The following is an 18,109-nucleotide window of genomic DNA, read 5'->3' as shown; positions in this document are numbered from 1 at the left end:
AAGCTATCTGCTTTACCTTTTTACTCAGCCTCTACAAGCCCTTCTTCAAATGGTGCCAGTGAATAATTTCCCTTTTCCACTTGAATTGCTTTTTCCTTCACATCAACTTCTGAAAGACGGATTAATGATACAAAATTATTAATTAATCTTTCTTCAATATCCGTGGACTCTACTAATACACCAATACCAACAACATTAGCCTTAAACTCTTCTAACATACTCATCATACCTTGAATTGTTCCGCCAGCTTTCATGAAGTCATCAATAATTAAAACATTTGATCCTTCTGGAAGACTACGCTTTGCTAACGTCATTGTTTGAATTCGCTTAGAAGAACCTGATACATAATTAATACTAACTGTTGGTCCTTCTGTTACCTTATTGTCTTTCCTTGCAATTACTACCGGTACATCTAAGTAATTTGCCACTGCATAAGCAAGTGGAATCCCCTTTGTTGCCACCGTCATAACTGCATCAATTGGTTGCCTAGCAAAAACAGAAGCAAACAAACGACCTGCGCCATTAATATGACGAGGATTACTTAAAAGATCTGTCATATATAAGTAACCACCAGGCAAAATACGATCTGGATTTTCGAATAAGCTACACAGCTCGCCAATAATTAGATCTGCCTCTTCTTCACTTATATATGGTATATATTTCACTCCTCCTGCTGCTCCTGGTACCGTTTGCAATGTGCCGACCCCTTGTTGTTCAAACGTTTGCTTAATAATAACTAAATCTTCACTAATAGAAGACTTAGCTGATTGATACCTTTCAGCAAAAAAAGTGAGAGAAACTAGCTGACGAGGGTTTTGTAACAAGTAATAAGTCATGTCGACTAATCTTGTACTTCGTCTAATTTTCATACTCTCACCTCAAATCACGAATATTCTAAACAAATCATAACGTATTATACGTCTTTATTCAAGCGTTTCTCGCTCTCCCAATAAACGTACTGCGTATACTTGTTCGCAAAATCCTTTTAATCCGTTATATATACGATGCATTCGCGAATCATGGTGCACAAGACCAAATACGGTTGGGCCACTTCCACTCATTAATACGGCATCCGCTCCAAATCGCTTCATTTGTGCCTTAATACGCGCAACTTCAGGGTGCATCGCAAACGTTACATCTTCTAAAACGTTACCAACAGTATCACAAATCCCTTTGTAGTCCCCAGCATTTATGACATCAACCATTTTATCTACATTTGGATGTGTAACTCGATTTAATTTTAAATTTCCATACACATCAGCAGTAGATACACCAATATGTGGTTTTGCTAAAATAACCCAACAAGAAGGTGGAGTTTTTATATGCTCAATTTGCTCTCCTCTTCCAGTGGCAATTGCTGTTCCACCATATACGCAAAACGATACATCTGACCCAATTTCTGCGCCAAGCTCTGCTAACTGGTCAATTGTAAGCCCTAAATTCCATAATTTATTAAGACCACGTAATGTCGCTGCTGCATCACTACTTCCACCCGCTAATCCAGCTGCTACTGGAATCGTTTTTTCGATAGTAATAGATACACCTTTTTTCACATTAAACTTCTCTTTTAATAATTTCGCTGCTTGATAAGCTAAATTCCTTTGGTCGTCTGGGACATACCGATTATGGGATAAAATTTCAATACGGTCTTCTGCTAATTCCATTAGTTCTAAACGATCCGCTAAATCAATTGTTGTCATAATCATTTTCACTTCATGATATCCGTCTTGTCTTTTTCCCAGTACATCTAACGACAGATTAATCTTTGCTGGTGCTTTCACTAGTAGCTTCAATCTATTCACCCACTCTATGTACTCAATCTTTTATCGTTTATTTTACCATAAATTTATAGTAAGACGATGACACTTCCCTAATTATAACGAAAAGCATTCAGAATGAAACTACTTATGTAAAATGATGGCACCTTTTATAGTACAAAAAGCCGAGGAATCACTCCTCGGCTACCGTAGCATAGAAAGTATCTTACAACTACTGGTTTTGTTTCATTAATTGCTGTTCTGCAATTTCTATAGCACGTTTCACCATGTTACCAGCATCTTTCGCACGAATTCCGCCCCAGCCTTCTTTCTGAACAACATCATAAAAGCCTAGCTCTTTTGCAAGCTCTTCTTTAAATTGATTTGACATGACACCTCTTCGTCTACTCAATGCAAAGTCCCTCCTTATTTTGCTACGGTATAATTAGTATGCAAAATAATATAGCTTTTCATTTGTGGGAATATATGTAACGATACATAAATTATAAAAGTACTTCATTATGAGGTTCACCATAAAATGTTAACTCTACTGTCTCTGTTAAAACATCCGCATAGCTATACGATACACGTTGCAACGCATCTTCTTGCTGATCCAGTTGTACAACAAAAACAGAACGGTACGTTTCTGCAAGTACACCTGATTGTTCTACAGTCTTTCTTCTCCCACTATTTGCCTTTAACATCAGTCTCTGTCCAAGATGGTGATCTAATTCGCTTTTAATTTCATCTAAACGTTTTGACATATACTTCGTTACACCTCGCTGTAATTTAGATTGAACACTTAAAACACGATATATCTATCCCAATTATTAACCGCAACTCACAGACAATATCATTATAAAAGCATCATGCGTTCGAATAGATAGAAGAAATACTATATTGTAAAAGTATCATTATGTAGTCTGTACGTTCTTGTCTCTTTTTATCCAAGCTGATTTAAATCCTTTCCATACAAAAAAAGCAAGATACATATGTACCTTGCTTATTCTTCATAATGTTGAAAGGGTAATCCAGTTCGCAAAATTCCCCTTGTCTCAATCCCGCCAAGTCCTTTTTCGCCAGTAATCGTATTACGTACAACATCCCATACATTGACTCTCTCCATAAATGACGTAAAACTAATTTTGCCAACTACATATACAGGATCTAGTGCGTGAATATTAATTCTAGATGGTGAACTGGCAAAATTAGCACCCGCTCGAATTAATGCTTCAAAGTGTGATTGACATGCTCCAGCAAAAATAACGAGTTGATCCAATGATGGATATTTTTTTCGCACTTCTCGAACAGCCTGTACAAAATGTCTTGAATGCCTATATGCCGCTAAATCTCCCTTTACCCCTTTGGATTTTGTATACGCATCGTGCCCTGTAATAACTAAAATGTCCGGGCGAAAATGATCTATTAAATCTACTACCTTTTCATGCATCTCTGTTTCTTTACAATGAATACCTTGTACAGGAACGCCAATTTTATTATATAGATCTAGGCACTTGCGCAAATATAACGGGTCTCCATCTATGTGCAATACACGTCCTGGCATTTGAAAATAATTTACCTCACTCGTATATCCACCAGTTGAAGTATGTTCATGCCTTTGTTTCATCAATACATAATCTTGTTGAAACAAACGATACGTGCGCTCCATTGTTTCTTTCTCACGCTTCGCTCTTTTTTTATGTTCTCGTTGATCTATACTAATTAAATCTTCAAGTGGCGCATCCGCCACCAATCTAATTTCCTCTCCAAACAATATGGCTATCTCGCCTTTTATTTCTATAATACGAAAAAGGATATCCCTATTATGAGAATATCGTTCCACTAATTCTCCAACATGTAAAGCCATTCTCCTACCTCCAAACTCGTTAGGCCATCTTACCTGTTTTTAAAGTATGAATGTAGGAGAGAAAAGGTGACAAAAGGGACAGTTCAAGTTGAACTGTCCCTTTTATATTCTTATGACAATTTATGAAGAACTAATGCATTACTTAATGTTGCAAACTCTTCAATCGATAGTGTTTCGCCTCTTCGTTTTGGATCAATTTCTACTTCTGTTAAAATTCGATCTAACAGCTCTTTATCTTTCGGGAAACCATTTAAATTATTTGATAAATTATTCATTAAAGTTTTACGACGTTGTGCAAAACTTGCTCGTACTACTTCAAAGAAGAAATTCTCATCTGTTACTTCTACAACTGGTTTCGGACGTTTTAGAAGACGGATAATTGCAGAATCCACATTTGGTTGTGGTACAAACACTGTACGTGGTACAGTCATAACTGTTTCTACCTCTGTATAATACTGAATAGCAATCGATAAAGAACCATACTCTTTCGTTCCAGGTTTAGCAGCTAAACGATCTCCAACTTCTTTTTGCATCATAACAACAAATCCACGAACCGGTAATTTCTCTTCCAGCAATTTAAATAAAATTGGCGTTGTAATATAGTATGGTAAGTTAGCTACTACCATTACATCTTGCCCTTTCTCAAATTGCTCACTAAACACCTCATGTACATCTGCCTTTAGTACATCTTTATTTATAACTGTAACGTTGCTATATGGAGCTAACGTTTCATCTAAAATCGGTAATAATCTCTGATCAATTTCAAAAGCAACTACTTTTTTAGCACGCTTCGCTAATTGTTCTGTTAACGCACCGATACCTGGTCCAATTTCAATTGCACCACTTTCTGAACCAATCTCAGCGTGATCAACGATACGATTTAATACATTCGTATCAATTAAAAAATTTTGCCCTAAACTTTTCTTGAATGAAAATCCATATTTTTCAACTATGTCTTTCGTACGATTTGGCGTTGCGATATCCTTCATTTTCTTTCCTCCTGTATGACTTGCTTATAAGCTTCTGCAAACGATTCTTTTGAAACTTGAAACATTTGTAAACGTTTATGTAACTGTTTTGCATTTGTATAACCAATCTTTAATAGCTTACCCATTCTTTCTCTGCGACTCTTTGCCATTTCTCCGCCCACTAAGCCTGCATCGACTAAATCGCTCCAACTAATTTCACTTGTGTAAGCTTCCATTTCTTCATGTATATTCTCTAAAGCACGGCGAATTGATTCATTAGAAGCATGTTCAATTCCGACGCCTTTTTTCCTTTTAGCAAGTGCTTCTTCCTTCGGTAAAAAAGCATGTTTGCAACCAGGGACCTTATCAGAAATGATTTTTCGAATACGCTCTCCAGGATAATCCGGATCTGTGAAAATAATAACGCCTCTTTTTTGCAGCGCTAATTTCACCTGCTCAATAACATGATCACCGATTGCTGAACCGTTCGTTTCAATTGTATCCGCATCAACAGCACGCTTAATCGCAACTGTATCATCTTTACCTTCTACAACGATAATCTCTTTAATTTTCATGCTTGCCTCCACACTCGTTTCGTCTCTACTTAGTAAAACAAAAAAATGACGACTTTTCCATTATTATTTTCCCCATTCTTACATTTTAAAAAATAGAATGTCCAAAACTTTGTTCTCTCTCCTTATTGTAACACTTCCTCATTCGCCCTTATTTTCTCTATCACTCTCACCATTTTTTCACAGAAATAAAAAAAGAATGGGTTCTCCCACTCCTTTTTATTCAACACCAAATAAAGCTTTTGCATTTTTTGTTGTTATTTCTGCTACTTCCTCATAAGAGATTCCTTTTAAGTTCGCAATTTCTTCTGCTACAAGTTTTACATAACTCGGTTCATTTCGTTTCCCTCGAAACGGATGTGGTGTTAAATATGGACAATCCGTCTCTATTAACAATTTCTCTAATGGAATCTCTGCAGCAACTTCTTTCGGTTTCTTAGCATTCTTAAATGTAACCGGTCCGCCTAGCGAAATTAAAAAGTTCATATCAACACATCGCTGCGCTACTTCCACGCTGCCGCTAAAGCAATGCATAATGCCTCCCACTTCAGCTGCATTCTCTTCTTCCAGAATATCAACAATATCTTGAGTTGCATCGCGGTTATGTATAATAATCGGCAATTTTACCTTTTTGGCTAATGTAATTTGTTTACGGAATACTTCCTTCTGTATTTCTTTTGGAGACTTATCCCAGTGATAATCTAAGCCCATTTCCCCAAGTGCAACGACTTTAGGATGGGAAGCAAGTTCTTCTAACCACGCTAAATGCTCTTCTGTCATGTCGATTGCATCAACTGGATGCCATCCAACCGCAGCGTAAATAAAATCATAGGCTTCGGCTAATTCAATCGCTTTTTTTATCGTTACTTCATCAAAACCAACAACGACTGTATAAGTAACTCCTGCTTCTTTCATTCGTGCAATAACTTCTTGTAAATCTTCTTCAAATTGCTCCGCATTCAAATGTGAATGTGTATCAAACAACATAATACATAACTCCTTTTATATTGAAATCAAATTTATTCTACACAAATAAGCTCTTTAATAACTTAACGATAACAATACTACAATCTTAATGCAAAAATAGAGAGTGTAAAAAGAAAAAAGACGCTTCACACATGTTACACGTGAAACATCTCTTTTCTTGTCTTAATTACTTGATTTTTGTACCGTTTGGTAGATTTTGGTCAATTGACGCTAATGACAATACGCCATTTTCTTCACCCGCTAAAATCATACCTTGTGATAATTCACCGCGTAATTTTACAGGTTTTAAGTTTGTTACACAAATAACCTTTTTACCTTTTAGTTCTTCTGGCGAATAGAATTTTGCAATTCCAGAAACGACTTGACGCTTTTCTGTGCCTAAGTCTAGCTGGATTTTTAACAACTTATCTGCTTTTTTCACAGGTTCAGCAGATAGTACTTCTGCTACGCGTAATTCTACTTTAAAGAAATCATCAATTGTAATTTCTTCTACCTTCGGTTCTTCTTCTTTTTTCTCTTCTACTTTAGGTGCAGAGCTTTTCATTTGTTCTTTAATGTACTCTACTTCCACTTCCATTTCTAAACGAGGGAAAATTGGGTTTCCTTTTTCTACTTTTGTTCCAGCTGGAATACAGCCAATTGTAGATAGACTTTCCCAAGATTTATGTGCTTCATCAGTAAGACCAAGCTGAGCAAACATTTTGCTTGGTGCTACTGTTAAGAATGGCATAAGCATAATACCCGTTTGACGAAGTACTTCTGCTAAATGAGCCATTACAGAAGCTAACTTTTCACGATCATTCTCATCTTTCGCTAATACCCATGGTTGTGTTTCATCAATATATTTATTCGTACGGCTAACCAATTGCCAAATTGAGCTTAGCGCTACAGAGAATTCCATATTCTCCATTGCTTCTTCTACTTTTTTCAATGTATCTTTCGCAAACGTTACTAACGTTTCATCAAATTCTGTTACATTTGCTTTAAATGCAGGGATTTCTCCATTAAAGTACTTATCAATCATAGCTACTGTACGATTTAATAAGTTACCTAAGTCATTTGCTAAATCGAAATTAATACGCTCCACAAATCCTTCTGGTGTGAATACGCCATCAGATCCGAATGGAACTTCACGAAGTAAGTAATAACGTAATGCATCTAATCCGTAACGATCGATTAATGTAACTGGATCTACTACATTTCCTTTTGACTTACTCATCTTTCCATCCTTCATTAAAATCCAACCATGAGCAAAGACTTTTTTCGGAAGAGGTAAATCTAATGCCATTAAAATGATTGGCCAATAAATTGTATGGAAACGAACGATTTCTTTTCCAACTAAATGTACATCTGCCGGCCAGAATTTCTTATACATCTCTTCATTTTCTGTTCCATAACCTAATGCTGTAATGTAGTTAGATAATGCGTCAACCCATACGTAAATAACGTGTTTGGGGTTACCTGGAACACGAACTCCCCAGTCAAATGAAGTACGAGAAACCGCTAAGTCTTCTAAGCCTGGTTTAATAAAGTTATTAATCATTTCATTCTTACGAGACTCTGGCTGAATGAAATGTGGATTATCTTCATAGAATTTTAATAGTCTATCGACATATTTACCCATTCTAAAGAAATACGATTCTTCACGAACAAGTTCTACATCATGACCACTATCTGGACTTTTCCCTCCAACTACTTTGTCACCTTCCATAATTGGATCTACTAATTGGTGCTCCGTATAGAATGTCTCATCTTGTACAGAATACCAACCTTCATATTCATCAAGGTAAATATCACCTTGATCTACTAGTTGCTTAAAGATTTTTTCAACAACATCTTTATGACGATCTTCAGTTGTACGAATAAAATCATCATAAGAGATATCCATCTTCTCCCAAAGTTCTTTAATTCCTGCAACGATGTTGTCCACATATGCTTGTGGTGTAACGTTTAATTCTTCTGCTTTCTTTTGAATCTTCTGTCCATGCTCATCAGTTCCTGTTAAATAATGAACATTATATCCTTGCATACGCTTATAGCGTGCCATCGCATCTCCTGCTACTGTTGTATAAGCATGTCCAATGTGTAATTTTCCACTTGGATAATAAATTGGGGTAGTAATATAAAAGGATTTTTTTTCCTCTGTCATTGTTTTGGACCTCCCGGATAACCTCATATGTATTTATAAATAGTATATCAAAAACTTATATATAAAGTGAAACTTTAATCTGTGGGGGTTTTGTTCACTCCCGCGGATTATTAGCCCGCACCAATCGGGCTTTTACGAGCAATCCGACTCCAACTTAACTTCTTTGCTCTAGCCAAATTTTAAATTTAGAATCTTACTGCTTGGCAAATAGCTGGATAAAAACGAATTAATACTTAGTATCTTTATCATCTATTACTCATATTTCAAGAAAATATACAGTCCTTACTTACAATCTATAAATTTTTCTGAAAATAAAGTGAAATAATAGTAGAAATTACTCACATTCTATTATATATAAGAAGTAAGAAATCTATAAATCTTTTTAAAAAATATAGAATTAAAGAATTGACGGAAATGTAAATGATTGGTATCATATGTCCATAGGGTATTTTGTCGAAAAATGACGAATCTAGAAAATAGACTCGAAACTTATAAACTATTTCTTTAGGAGGAAAAGAATTATGAAATCTACTGGTATCGTTCGTAAAGTTGATGAATTAGGTCGTGTAGTAATTCCAATCGAATTACGCCGTACTTTAGGTATTGCAGAAAAGGATGCTCTTGAAATCTACGTTGATGACGAGAAAATCATCTTAAAAAAATATAAGCCAAACATGACTTGCCAAGTAACTGGTGAAGTATCTGATGGTAACCTATCTTTAGCTGAAGGTAAAATTATCTTAAGCAAAGAAGGCGCTGAGCAAATCTTAAACGAACTTCAAGATTATATCGAAACAGCAAAATAAGCTTCTCAATTATGAGAAGCTTATTTTTTATCGACATGATAGATTTGATATACATCGCGTTTCGACAAATCTCGATCTTTAGCGACTGTTTTTATCGCCTCTTTTGAATTCATACCTTTTTCATTTATATAATGTTCAATATGATTATATACTGAAATAGATTCCCACCATTGTTCTTCTGGGGCAGGTTCTTCCGTTGAACCAGCTACTAAAATACAAAACTCGCCACGAACTTCATTTTGTTTCGTCCACTCAATTGCTTCTTCGATTGTCCCTCGAATAAATTCCTCAAATTTTTTCGTTAACTCTCGACATAATACAATTTCTCTATTTCCCAACACTTCTTGCATCGAGATTAAAGTATCATCTAAACGGTGAGGTGCTTCATAAAACATTATTGTAGGTTGTACATAACGAAGCTTCTCTAACTCCATTTTTCTTTCTTTTTTATTTCTTTGTAAAAATCCATAGAAATAAAACTGTTTTGTTTCAAGACCTGATGCAATTAATGCTGTAAGTGCTGCATTTGCCCCAGGAAGCGGGATAACATGATACTGTGCTGCTACAGCCTCTACAACAATATCGTAACCAGGGTCTGAAATACACGGCATACCAGCATCACTCACAATGGCTACAGTCTTACCATCTGCTAACTTATCTAAAATTTTTCGTCCACTTACTTCTTTGTTATGTTCATGGTAACTCATCACAGGTGTTTCAATTTCAAAATAATTACAAAGCTTCTTCGTTTGCCTTGTATCCTCCGCTGCAATAACATCTGCTTCTTTTAAAATTCGAATTGCACGAAATGTCATATCCTCTAAATTTCCGATTGGAGTTGGTACTAAATATAAAACTCCCTTTTCATTTTGCTGAAAGCTTTTTTGTTGCCACATATGGTTCTCCTTTTTGCATATATTCTTCTTTTTGTTTTCTATTTAATTGTTTAAAATAATACTCTGCTTGCATAGCTGTACGCTTATCCTCATGGTCTTCTACGTATTTTAAAACAACAGGAAGTCTAGCACGCGTATACCTAGCCCCTTTCCCGCTATTATGGGTCTGAATCCGCTTCTCTATATGATTTGTATATCCAGCATAATAACTTCCATCAGAGCACTCCACTACATAAAAACAATGCTTATTCTTCTCCATATAAAATTGAACGAATCTCCTTTGTATATTCATTATTTTCTTCATATACAAAAAGAGGTGGCAATATTTTTAAATCTGCATTTCCGTCCTTAATTCCTTCAATTAGCAATGTATTCGCTTCTTTCCCTGCCTTAGGATAAACAAATCGTACACGTTTTGGTTCAATTTTATATTTACGCATTAATGTAACAATGTCTAGTAAACGACCTGGACGATGTACAAATGCCACTTTCCCGCCCTGTTTTACTAGCTGACTGCTTGCAGATACAACATCCTCTAATGTACACATAATTTCATGACGAGCTATCGCTAAATGTTCATTCATATTTTTCTCAGAAGTTGCAGGTGTTTGAAAATACGGCGGATTACATGTGACAACATCATATTGATGACGTCCAAGTTTCTCCGGCATATTTTTTAAATCCCCATGTATTAAGTGAATTCTTTCTTCTAACTTATTGTATTGAACGCTTCTTATTCCCATATCATATAAACGTTCTTGAATTTCCACCCCTGTAATATTCCCTTTCGTTCTCGTACTCAACAGAAGGGGTACAACTGCGTTACCTGTACACAGATCCAGTAAATTACCTTTTTGAATTGGCACCCAAGCAAAGTCTGCAAGTAAAACAGCATCTAATGAAAAATTAAATACCGATGGACTTTGTATAATTTTCATTTCTTGTGCTAATAAGTAATCTAAACGTTCATCTTCATATAATTTCATATATTACTCCTTTTCTTACCCTTAACCTACCCTATTTCATCTTCTACTAATTAAAAACATATTTCATTCTACTCTCATGTATAAAAAATTACCTTTCCAATTATCATTGGAAAGGTAATTTCACTTTTTATTTAAAAATGACAGGCAGAATAAACAATCGCCCTCTTTACGTACACTTCCATAATGCAGATTACAAATATGAAAACCTTCTTGATATAGTCTCGCTAAATTATCATAGCCTTCACCAATATCTGTCTTCGGTTTCACTTCTTTACGTTTTTGAGTTTTTTGTTTTTCCTTAATCTGCACTTCTTCAAAGCGGTGTCGCAAATTTTCATTTTCCATTTTTATATGTTGGTTTTCTTCCAACAACTCTGCAAGATGTTGTTTTAATTCTCCCAACTGTTTGTATAAATGTCCAATTTGCTCTTCCATACTAGAAACCGATGCAAAAATATCTTTTTTCTCCACAAGCACCCACCTCATTAATCTGTGGTTTGACTCGAAACGACCCCTTTATTCACTAACTCATCTAACGTATATTCTACTATCCGTTCCTTGTCTACTAGTTCCACTTGAATTAATCTTTCTAAAATATTTAATCCGATAACACGGCCAGTACCATGCGGGGTTTGTATACGTTGATCTAAATCAGGAAGTTGTTCCTTTGCTGCCTCATACTCATCATTCTCATATTTTAAGCAACACATTAAGCGACCACATAAACCAGAGATTTTTGCAGGATTTAATGATAAATTTTGATCCTTTGCCATCTTAATGGATACAGGTTCAAAATCTCCTAAAAAAGTAGAACAACAAAGCATACGACCACATGGACCAATACCACCAAGCATCTTTGCTTCATCACGAACACCAATTTGTCTTAGTTCAATTCTTGTCCTAAAAATTGCCGCTAAGTCCTTCACTAGTTCGCGGAAATCAATCCGACCATCCGCAGTAAAGTAGAAAATAATCTTATTGCGATCGAACGTATACTCTACATCTACAAGTTTCATATCAAGATTATGTTCTACTACCTTTTGCTGACAAACTTGATATGCTTCTTTCGCAGCATGTTTGTTCTCTTCAACAATGGTACGATCATTTTCATTAGCAATACGAATAACCTTTTTTAGCGGTAATACAACGTCGTTTTCATCAACTTGCTTTTTGGTAATAACTACTTTTCCGTATTCAATACCCCTTACTGTTTCTACAATTACAAACTCATTTTCAGAGATATCGAACTGATTCGGGTCAAAGTAATACACCTTTCCGGCCTTCTTAAAGCGAACACCTACTACATCATACAAAACGGTCATCCCTCCTGCAACCGCAACACTAACTGTTCGAACACAAGCTGCGCATTTACATTAGCGTTGATTCTATTTTTTGCCTCTAATATATTAAAGAGAGCTGATACAATGCGCTTCTGAGCATAGGAGAAAGATTCAAACATCTCTTTCTGCTCATGAAAAACAAGACGATCTTCTTCTCCAAGTTGAACATATAATAAATCCTTATAAATAAGGAGTAACATATCTAAACCTTGCTGTAATTGTTCTTTCTCTCCAAAGTGCTTTCCCCATTTTTCTTGTACAAAAAAAATAGAGGCTTTGTCTTTTTCGAGCGCTTCACATAATTTTATCACTAAAGCTCGTGCTTGTGCAAACCATTCATCACTACATAAAGCCAAAGCTTCATCAAAACTATTCGTGAGTTGTGCAGCAAGTGTCGCTAAAGATGCCGTAATACCTTCATCCTGTAATCTTCTAATTAAAGATTCAGTAGGTAACGGTCTAAATGTAACAACTTGACAGCGGGATAAAATCGTATTTAAAATTTGATGACTTTGTTCAGTAAGTAAAATAGCTGTTGTATCACTACTTGGTTCTTCTAAAAATTTCAAGAGTGTATTCGCTGCATTTGCTGTCATGCGGTCTGCGTGCTCAATAATATATACTTTTTTATTTGCTTCTAATCCTGTTTTTGAAAACTCTTCTTGTAAATCATGAATTTGCTGCTTCTTAATCGATAATCCGTCTGGTTTTACAATATGTAAGTTCGGGTGGTTACCTGAATCAATTCGCTTACAATTTGTACATACGTGACAAGGCTCTACCCCGTTCCGCTGAGAACAAAGGAAACTCTTTGCCATTTGAATTGCTGTCGCAAACTTTCCTGTCCCTTTCCCTCCCTCTAACAAGTAAGCGTGGGATATACGCTCTTTTGCAATGCTATTCATCAACATTTTTACACCGATGGGTTGTATAGCAGAAAGCTGCTCCCACGTCTTCATCATAATGCATACCTCACTTATTTCATTCTTTCCTTCTATTATAACAATTTATCTTCTATAATCTGAACAACTTCTTCTATAAGTTTTTCCATTGGTTGATCAGCATTTACTAATACAATACGATCTGAGAAACGTTCTACAACTTGTAAATATCCTTCACGCACACGTTTATGGAAAGAGATATCTTCCATATCTAATCGATTCACTTCACGTCCTGCATCTTTTTCAATTCGAGCTAAACCAATCTCTGGTTCAATGTCTAAGTAAATTGTTAAACTAGGCATACAGTCCTCTGTTGCGAAACGATTTATTTCAAATACTTTATCCATACCTAATCCTCTTGCATATCCTTGATACGCTAAGGAGCTGTCTATAAAACGATCACATAATACAAGGTAGCCCTCGTTAAGAGCCGGCATAACTTTTTCTACTAAATGTTGTCTGCGTGCAGCAGCATATAAAAGCGCCTCTGTACGTGCTTCCATCACCGTATATTCTTGTTTATGTAAAATCGTTCTAATATCCTCAGAAATTGCAATACCACCTGGTTCTCTCGTCGCCATTACCTTTTGTTCTTTTTGTTCAAAGTATGGCAATAAACTTTGAATTAACGTTGTTTTACCCGAACCTTCTGGACCTTCAATTGTTACAAATAATCCCTTCATCCTAAAACCTACTTTCTATATCATACACTTTCATATATTTCGTACTACCTTGAAAACGAGCGCCCGCTTTCTCTAAATACATAATTTGCTCTTTATGTTCTGAAGTAATTCTTTCCCCGTACATAATCAATGGAATTCCAGGTGGATACGGAATTATCATTTCCGCCGCTATCAAACCAACTGCTTCTTCTACAGATACTACTTTTGTTTCATATCCTTCTAGTTGTTTATATGTATACGGTAAAGGGGAAATTCCCCCTTTATAAGTATAACGAATAGATTCCCTCTTGTCTTTGACCTCATCATATTGCAACGCCACTCGAATCATCTCTATAGCCTTCATATACTCCTTATTGGCTTGCAAGGGCAAAATAAATAGGACATTATATGGATCTGCCATTTCCGTATATATACCGACCTTTTCAAATACAGACTGTAATTCGTATCCTGATAACTGACAACGTGTCTGTACGGTAACCTTTAACTCGTCTTGTAATGGATATTGTAAAATAGCTATTTGTGGAATAGAAGACAATTCTTCTTTAAATTCCCGTAAAAACTCGACAATTTCATCATGTCCCTCTTCTTTTATACGCGCTATTGTAAAACGTGCAATATCAAGAGAAGTCATAATTGGATACGATGGACTACTAGATTGTAGCATACTTAAATAAGTAGAAACTTTTTCTTCTTTCACTAAGTTACTATTTATATGTAAATAGGATCCCATCGTCATCGCCGGTAATGTTTTATGTGCAGAATGAACTACAATATCTGCCCCATATGCTAAAGCTGACTTTGGAAACGCTCCACCTAAGCAAAAATGAGCGCCATGTGCTTCATCTACTAAAACAGGAATTTTATGTGCATGTGCATAAGCAATACTTTCCTCTAAATCCACCCCCATACCATAATAATTAGGATGTGTTAAAATGAGTGCTTTAGCATTTGGATATTTTTCAATTGCTTCCTTAATAACCTCATTATGAATTCCCACTGGTACGTTATAAGCTTCATCAATCCATGGATCTAAAAAAATTGGATTTGCTCCCGCTAATTTTAAACCATTAATAATTGATTTATGACAATTTCTTTGTACAAGAACAATATCATGTTCCCCGCAACAAGACAAAATCATTGCTAGGTTCCCCACTGTTGAACCATTAATTAAAAAATAACTTTTTTCCACTCCATATACATCAGCTAATAATTGTTGTGCCTCATCTATACATTCAAATGGACTATGTAAATCATCTAATCCTGACAACTCAGTTACATCGATAGATAGTATATCTTTAAACCCCTCTATTGCCTCCTGAGGGAAGTTTAAACCACTTTTATGCCCTGGAACATGAAAAGATAATGGTCCTCTTTCTTTAAACTCTATTAATGCCTCATATAAAGGTATGCGATTTTGATTCATCTATATCTCTTCCTTATTATTTCATTCTTTATCTATTATACAGAACAAAAAAAATAATAGGCATATGCCTATTTAAAAATATGATACTTCTAATTTCCGAAGCTGTTTTAAATAATATATATACTTCGGATCATTTGTCTCCGTATTCACCATGTCCTTTTCACATTCATAACATATCAAATTATTATAAATATATATCCCTTCTTTTCTTTCTGTCTCACAAACAATACAAACTTCATTTTGTGATTTCATATCTTGCCCTCCCTATTTAAATGGACATATTTTATACTCCTATTCCTTAACAATTTACAGAAAAATATACATCAATCTCTTATATAATATGATTCACTCTTGGGCAACGTGTTTGTATTACCATTACTTCTTTTTGCGTGCTGTTTGAAAACACAAAAAAACACGAATCAAATGATTCGTGTTTTAGCTTGCTTGGCGACGTCCTACTCTCACAGGGACAAGGTCCCAACTACCATCGGCGCTAGAGAGCTTAACTTCCGTGTTCGGTATGGGAACGGGTGTGACCTCTCTGCCATCATCACCAAACTATGAAGGCATATTCCTTCAAAACTAGATAACATTTGCTACATATTATATGGTTAAGTCCTCGATCTATTAGTATTCGTCAGCTCCACATGTCACCATGCTTCCACCTCGAACCTATCAACCTGATCATCTTTCAGGGATCTTACTAGCTTACGCTATGGGAAATCTCATCTTGAGGGGGGCTTCATGCTTAGATGCTTTCAGCACTTATCCCTTCCGCACATAGCTACCCAGCTATGCCCTTGGCAGAACAACTGGTACACCAGCGGTGCGTCCATCCCGGTCCTCTCGTACTAAGGACAGCTCCTCTCAAATTTCCTACGCCCACGACGGATAGGGACCGAACTGTCTCACGACGTTCTGAACCCAGCTCGCGTACCGCTTTAATGGGCGAACAGCCCAACCCTTGGGACCGACTACAGCCCCAGGATGCGATGAGCCGACATCGAGGTGCCAAACCTCCCCGTCGATGTGGACTCTTGGGGGAGATAAGCCTGTTATCCCCGGGGTAGCTTTTATCCGTTGAGCGATGGCCCTTCCATGCGGAACCACCGGATCACTAAGCCCGACTTTCGTCCCTGCTCGACTTGTAGGTCTCGCAGTCAAGCTCCCTTATGCCTTTGCCCTCTACGAATGATTTCCAACCATTCTGAGGGAACCTTTGGGCGCCTCCGTTACACTTTAGGAGGCGACCGCCCCAGTCAAACTGCCCACCTGACACTGTCTCCCGGGTCGATAAGACCCGTAGGTTAGAATTTCAATACAGTCAGGGCGGTATCCCACCAGCGCCTCCACCGAAGCTAGCGCTCCGGTTTCAATGGCTCCCGCCTATCCTGTACAAACTGTACCAAAATTCAATATCAGGCTACAGTAAAGCTCCACGGGGTCTTTCCGTCCTGTCGCGGGTAACCTGCATCTTCACAGGTACTATAATTTCACCGAGTCTCTGGTTGAGACAGTGCCCAAATCGTTACACCTTTCGTGCGGGTCGGAACTTACCCGACAAGGAATTTCGCTACCTTAGGACCGTTATAGTTACGGCCGCCGTTTACTGGGGCTTCAGTTCAGAGCTTCGCTTACGCTAACCCCTCTCCTTAACCTTCCAGCACCGGGCAGGTGTCACCCCCTATACTTCGCCTTACGGCTTCGCAGAGAGCTGTGTTTTTGCTAAACAGTCGCTTGGGCCTATTCACTGCGGCTTTCCGTTAAGAAAGCACCCCTTCTCCCGAAGTTACGGGGTCATTTTGCCGAGTTCCTTAACCAGAGTTCTCTCGCACACCTTAGGATTCTCTCCTCGCCTACCTGTGTCGGTTTGCGGTACAGGCACCTTTTATCTCGCTAGAAGCTTTTCTTGGCAGCGGGGAATCAAAGACTTCGCTCCATAAGGAGCTTCCCCATCACAGCTCAGCCTTCACGATAAGCGGATTTGCCTACTTATCAGCCTAACTGCTTGGACGTGCACAACCAATCGCACGCTTCTTCTATCCTTCTGCGTCCCTCCATTGCTCAAACGATAAAGAGGTGGTACAGGAATATCAACCTGTTGTCCATCGCCTACGCCTGTCGGCCTCGGCTTAGGTCCTGACTAACCCTGAGCGGACGAGCCTTCCTCAGGAAACCTTAGGCATTCGGTGGACGGGATTCTCACCCGTCTTTCGCTACTCATACCGGCATTCTCACTTCTAAGCACTCCACCAGTCCTTACGGTCTGACTTCACTGTCCTTAGAACGCTCCCCTACCACTGATACCATTCGGTATCAATCCGCAGCTTCGGTGGTGTATTTAGCCCCGGTACATTTTCGGCGCAGAGTCACTCGACTAGTGAGCTATTACGCACTCTTTAAATGGTGGCTGCTTCTAAGCCAACATCCTAGTTGTCTAAGCAACTCCACATCCTTTTCCACTTAATACACACTTTGGGACCTTAGCTGGCGGTCTGGGCTGTTTCCCTTTTGACTACGGATCTTATCACTCGCAGTCTGACTCCTAAGGATAAGTCATTGGCATTCGGAGTTTGACTGAATTCGGTAATCCGATGAGGACCCCTAGTCCAATCAGTGCTCTACCTCCAAGACTCTTACACTTAAGGCTAGCCCTAAAGCTATTTCGGGGAGAACCAGCTATCTCCAGGTTCGATTGGAATTTCTCCGCTACCCACACCTCATCCCCGCACTT

19 protein-coding genes and 2 rRNA genes (1 of these 21 only partly in view) are annotated in these 18,109 nt (G+C 37.5%); 1 reads left to right on the top strand and 20 read right to left on the bottom strand.

The genetic code is table 11. The features are described from left to right. Window positions 1-20 precede the first annotated feature (20 nt). The 9 genes from purR to metG all read right to left on the bottom strand — a co-directional run bounded on the left by purR (window position 21) and on the right by metG (window position 8,300). Window positions 21-869 carry a pur operon repressor gene (gene purR / locus ATN06_RS00425; RefSeq protein WP_060629178.1) on the bottom strand — a complete coding sequence of 283 codons (849 nt, stop codon included), beginning with the start codon at window positions 867-869 and terminating at the stop codon, window positions 21-23. A 54-nt stretch (window positions 870-923) separates the two neighbouring features. Then, on the bottom strand, window positions 924-1,793 hold the full coding sequence (gene ispE / locus ATN06_RS00420; protein WP_000772094.1) for a 4-(cytidine 5'-diphospho)-2-C-methyl-D-erythritol kinase: 870 nt from the start codon (window positions 1,791-1,793) through the stop codon (window positions 924-926). A gap of 196 nt (window positions 1,794-1,989) precedes the next feature. Next, entirely contained in the window at window positions 1,990-2,169 is a 180-nt protein-coding gene (gene sspF / locus ATN06_RS00415) for an acid-soluble spore protein SspF (RefSeq protein ID WP_001985066.1), read from the bottom strand. A 91-nt stretch (window positions 2,170-2,260) separates the two neighbouring features. After that, a complete protein-coding gene (veg, locus tag ATN06_RS00410; RefSeq protein WP_060629177.1) occupies window positions 2,261-2,521 on the bottom strand; it encodes a biofilm formation stimulator Veg in 261 nt (86 codons plus the stop codon). Window positions 2,522-2,760: 239 nt separating this feature from the next. Further along, the gene (yabG, locus tag ATN06_RS00405) at window positions 2,761-3,624 is read right to left on the bottom strand and encodes a sporulation peptidase YabG (protein ID WP_001173738.1); all 864 of its coding nucleotides are present in this window, start codon (window positions 3,622-3,624) and stop codon (window positions 2,761-2,763) included. Window positions 3,625-3,734: 110 nt separating this feature from the next. After that, window positions 3,735-4,613, bottom strand: coding sequence for a 16S rRNA (adenine(1518)-N(6)/adenine(1519)-N(6))-dimethyltransferase RsmA (gene rsmA / locus ATN06_RS00400; RefSeq protein ID WP_060629176.1), 879 nt, complete (start codon window positions 4,611-4,613; stop codon window positions 3,735-3,737). After that, complete coding sequence (gene rnmV, locus ATN06_RS00395; RefSeq protein ID WP_000692830.1) at window positions 4,610-5,167, bottom strand: ribonuclease M5; 558 nt, start codon at window positions 5,165-5,167, stop codon at window positions 4,610-4,612. Before rnmV ends, rsmA begins: the two co-directional genes overlap by 4 nt. 216 nt (window positions 5,168-5,383) lie before the next feature. After that, the gene (locus ATN06_RS00390) at window positions 5,384-6,151 is read right to left on the bottom strand and encodes a TatD family hydrolase (protein ID WP_060629175.1); all 768 of its coding nucleotides are present in this window, start codon (window positions 6,149-6,151) and stop codon (window positions 5,384-5,386) included. 166 nt (window positions 6,152-6,317) lie between these two features. Then, on the bottom strand, window positions 6,318-8,300 hold the full coding sequence (gene metG / locus ATN06_RS00385) for a methionine--tRNA ligase (RefSeq protein ID WP_060629174.1): 1,983 nt from the start codon (window positions 8,298-8,300) through the stop codon (window positions 6,318-6,320). A gap of 521 nt (window positions 8,301-8,821) precedes the next feature. Between metG and ATN06_RS00380 the strand changes: the two genes are divergently transcribed. Further along, window positions 8,822-9,106 carry a transition state genes transcriptional regulator AbrB gene (locus tag ATN06_RS00380; RefSeq protein WP_000843036.1) on the top strand — a complete coding sequence of 95 codons (285 nt, stop codon included), beginning with the start codon at window positions 8,822-8,824 and terminating at the stop codon, window positions 9,104-9,106. 20 nt (window positions 9,107-9,126) lie between these two features. Here the strand turns inward: ATN06_RS00380 and rsmI are convergent, their stop codons facing one another. From rsmI to ATN06_RS00325, 11 genes are all read right to left on the bottom strand, one after another. Beyond that, complete coding sequence (gene rsmI, locus ATN06_RS00375; RefSeq protein ID WP_060629173.1) at window positions 9,127-10,002, bottom strand: 16S rRNA (cytidine(1402)-2'-O)-methyltransferase; 876 nt, start codon at window positions 10,000-10,002, stop codon at window positions 9,127-9,129. Next, entirely contained in the window at window positions 9,971-10,261 is a 291-nt protein-coding gene (locus ATN06_RS00370) for a GIY-YIG nuclease family protein (RefSeq protein ID WP_060629172.1), read from the bottom strand. Before ATN06_RS00370 ends, rsmI begins: the two co-directional genes overlap by 32 nt. Further along, a complete protein-coding gene (locus ATN06_RS00365) occupies window positions 10,248-10,988 on the bottom strand; it encodes a tRNA1(Val) (adenine(37)-N6)-methyltransferase (protein ID WP_060629171.1) in 741 nt (246 codons plus the stop codon). The genes ATN06_RS00370 and ATN06_RS00365 overlap by 14 nt, the downstream gene beginning before the upstream one ends. Window positions 10,989-11,108: 120 nt before the next feature. After that, window positions 11,109-11,459, bottom strand: a complete 351-nt coding sequence (gene yabA, locus ATN06_RS00360) for a DNA replication initiation control protein YabA (protein ID WP_000412056.1) — start codon at window positions 11,457-11,459, stop codon at window positions 11,109-11,111. Between the two features lie 14 nt (window positions 11,460-11,473). After that, the gene (locus ATN06_RS00355) at window positions 11,474-12,301 is read right to left on the bottom strand and encodes a PSP1 domain-containing protein (RefSeq protein ID WP_000272429.1); all 828 of its coding nucleotides are present in this window, start codon (window positions 12,299-12,301) and stop codon (window positions 11,474-11,476) included. A 5-nt stretch (window positions 12,302-12,306) separates the two neighbouring features. Next, window positions 12,307-13,290: a DNA polymerase III subunit delta' gene (holB, locus tag ATN06_RS00350; RefSeq protein ID WP_060629170.1), complete on the bottom strand. Its 984-nt coding sequence runs from the start codon at window positions 13,288-13,290 to the stop codon at window positions 12,307-12,309. Between the two features lie 35 nt (window positions 13,291-13,325). Beyond that, window positions 13,326-13,952 (bottom strand): dTMP kinase, encoded by a 627-nt coding sequence (gene tmk / locus ATN06_RS00345; RefSeq protein WP_060629169.1) that lies wholly within the window; start codon window positions 13,950-13,952, stop codon window positions 13,326-13,328. Between the two features lies 1 nt (window position 13,953). After that, the gene (locus ATN06_RS00340) at window positions 13,954-15,375 is read right to left on the bottom strand and encodes an aminotransferase class I/II-fold pyridoxal phosphate-dependent enzyme (protein WP_060629168.1); all 1,422 of its coding nucleotides are present in this window, start codon (window positions 15,373-15,375) and stop codon (window positions 13,954-13,956) included. 72 nt (window positions 15,376-15,447) lie between these two features. Beyond that, window positions 15,448-15,627 carry a sigma factor G inhibitor Gin gene (locus ATN06_RS00335; RefSeq protein WP_060629167.1) on the bottom strand — a complete coding sequence of 60 codons (180 nt, stop codon included), beginning with the start codon at window positions 15,625-15,627 and terminating at the stop codon, window positions 15,448-15,450. 190 nt (window positions 15,628-15,817) lie between these two features. After that, window positions 15,818-15,933 (bottom strand): 5S ribosomal RNA (gene rrf / locus ATN06_RS00330). A 49-nt stretch (window positions 15,934-15,982) separates the two neighbouring features. Next, window positions 15,983-18,109, bottom strand: a 23S ribosomal RNA gene (locus ATN06_RS00325); it runs 796 nt beyond the window's last position.

Origin of the sequence: Bacillus thuringiensis (genome assembly GCF_001455345.1) — a bacterium.
In the GTDB taxonomy this organism is placed as follows: Bacteria; Bacillota; Bacilli; order Bacillales; family Bacillaceae_G; genus Bacillus_A; species Bacillus_A thuringiensis_N.
Note: the sequence above shows the minus strand (reverse complement) of the source record. Positions and strands in the feature narration are given on the sequence as shown.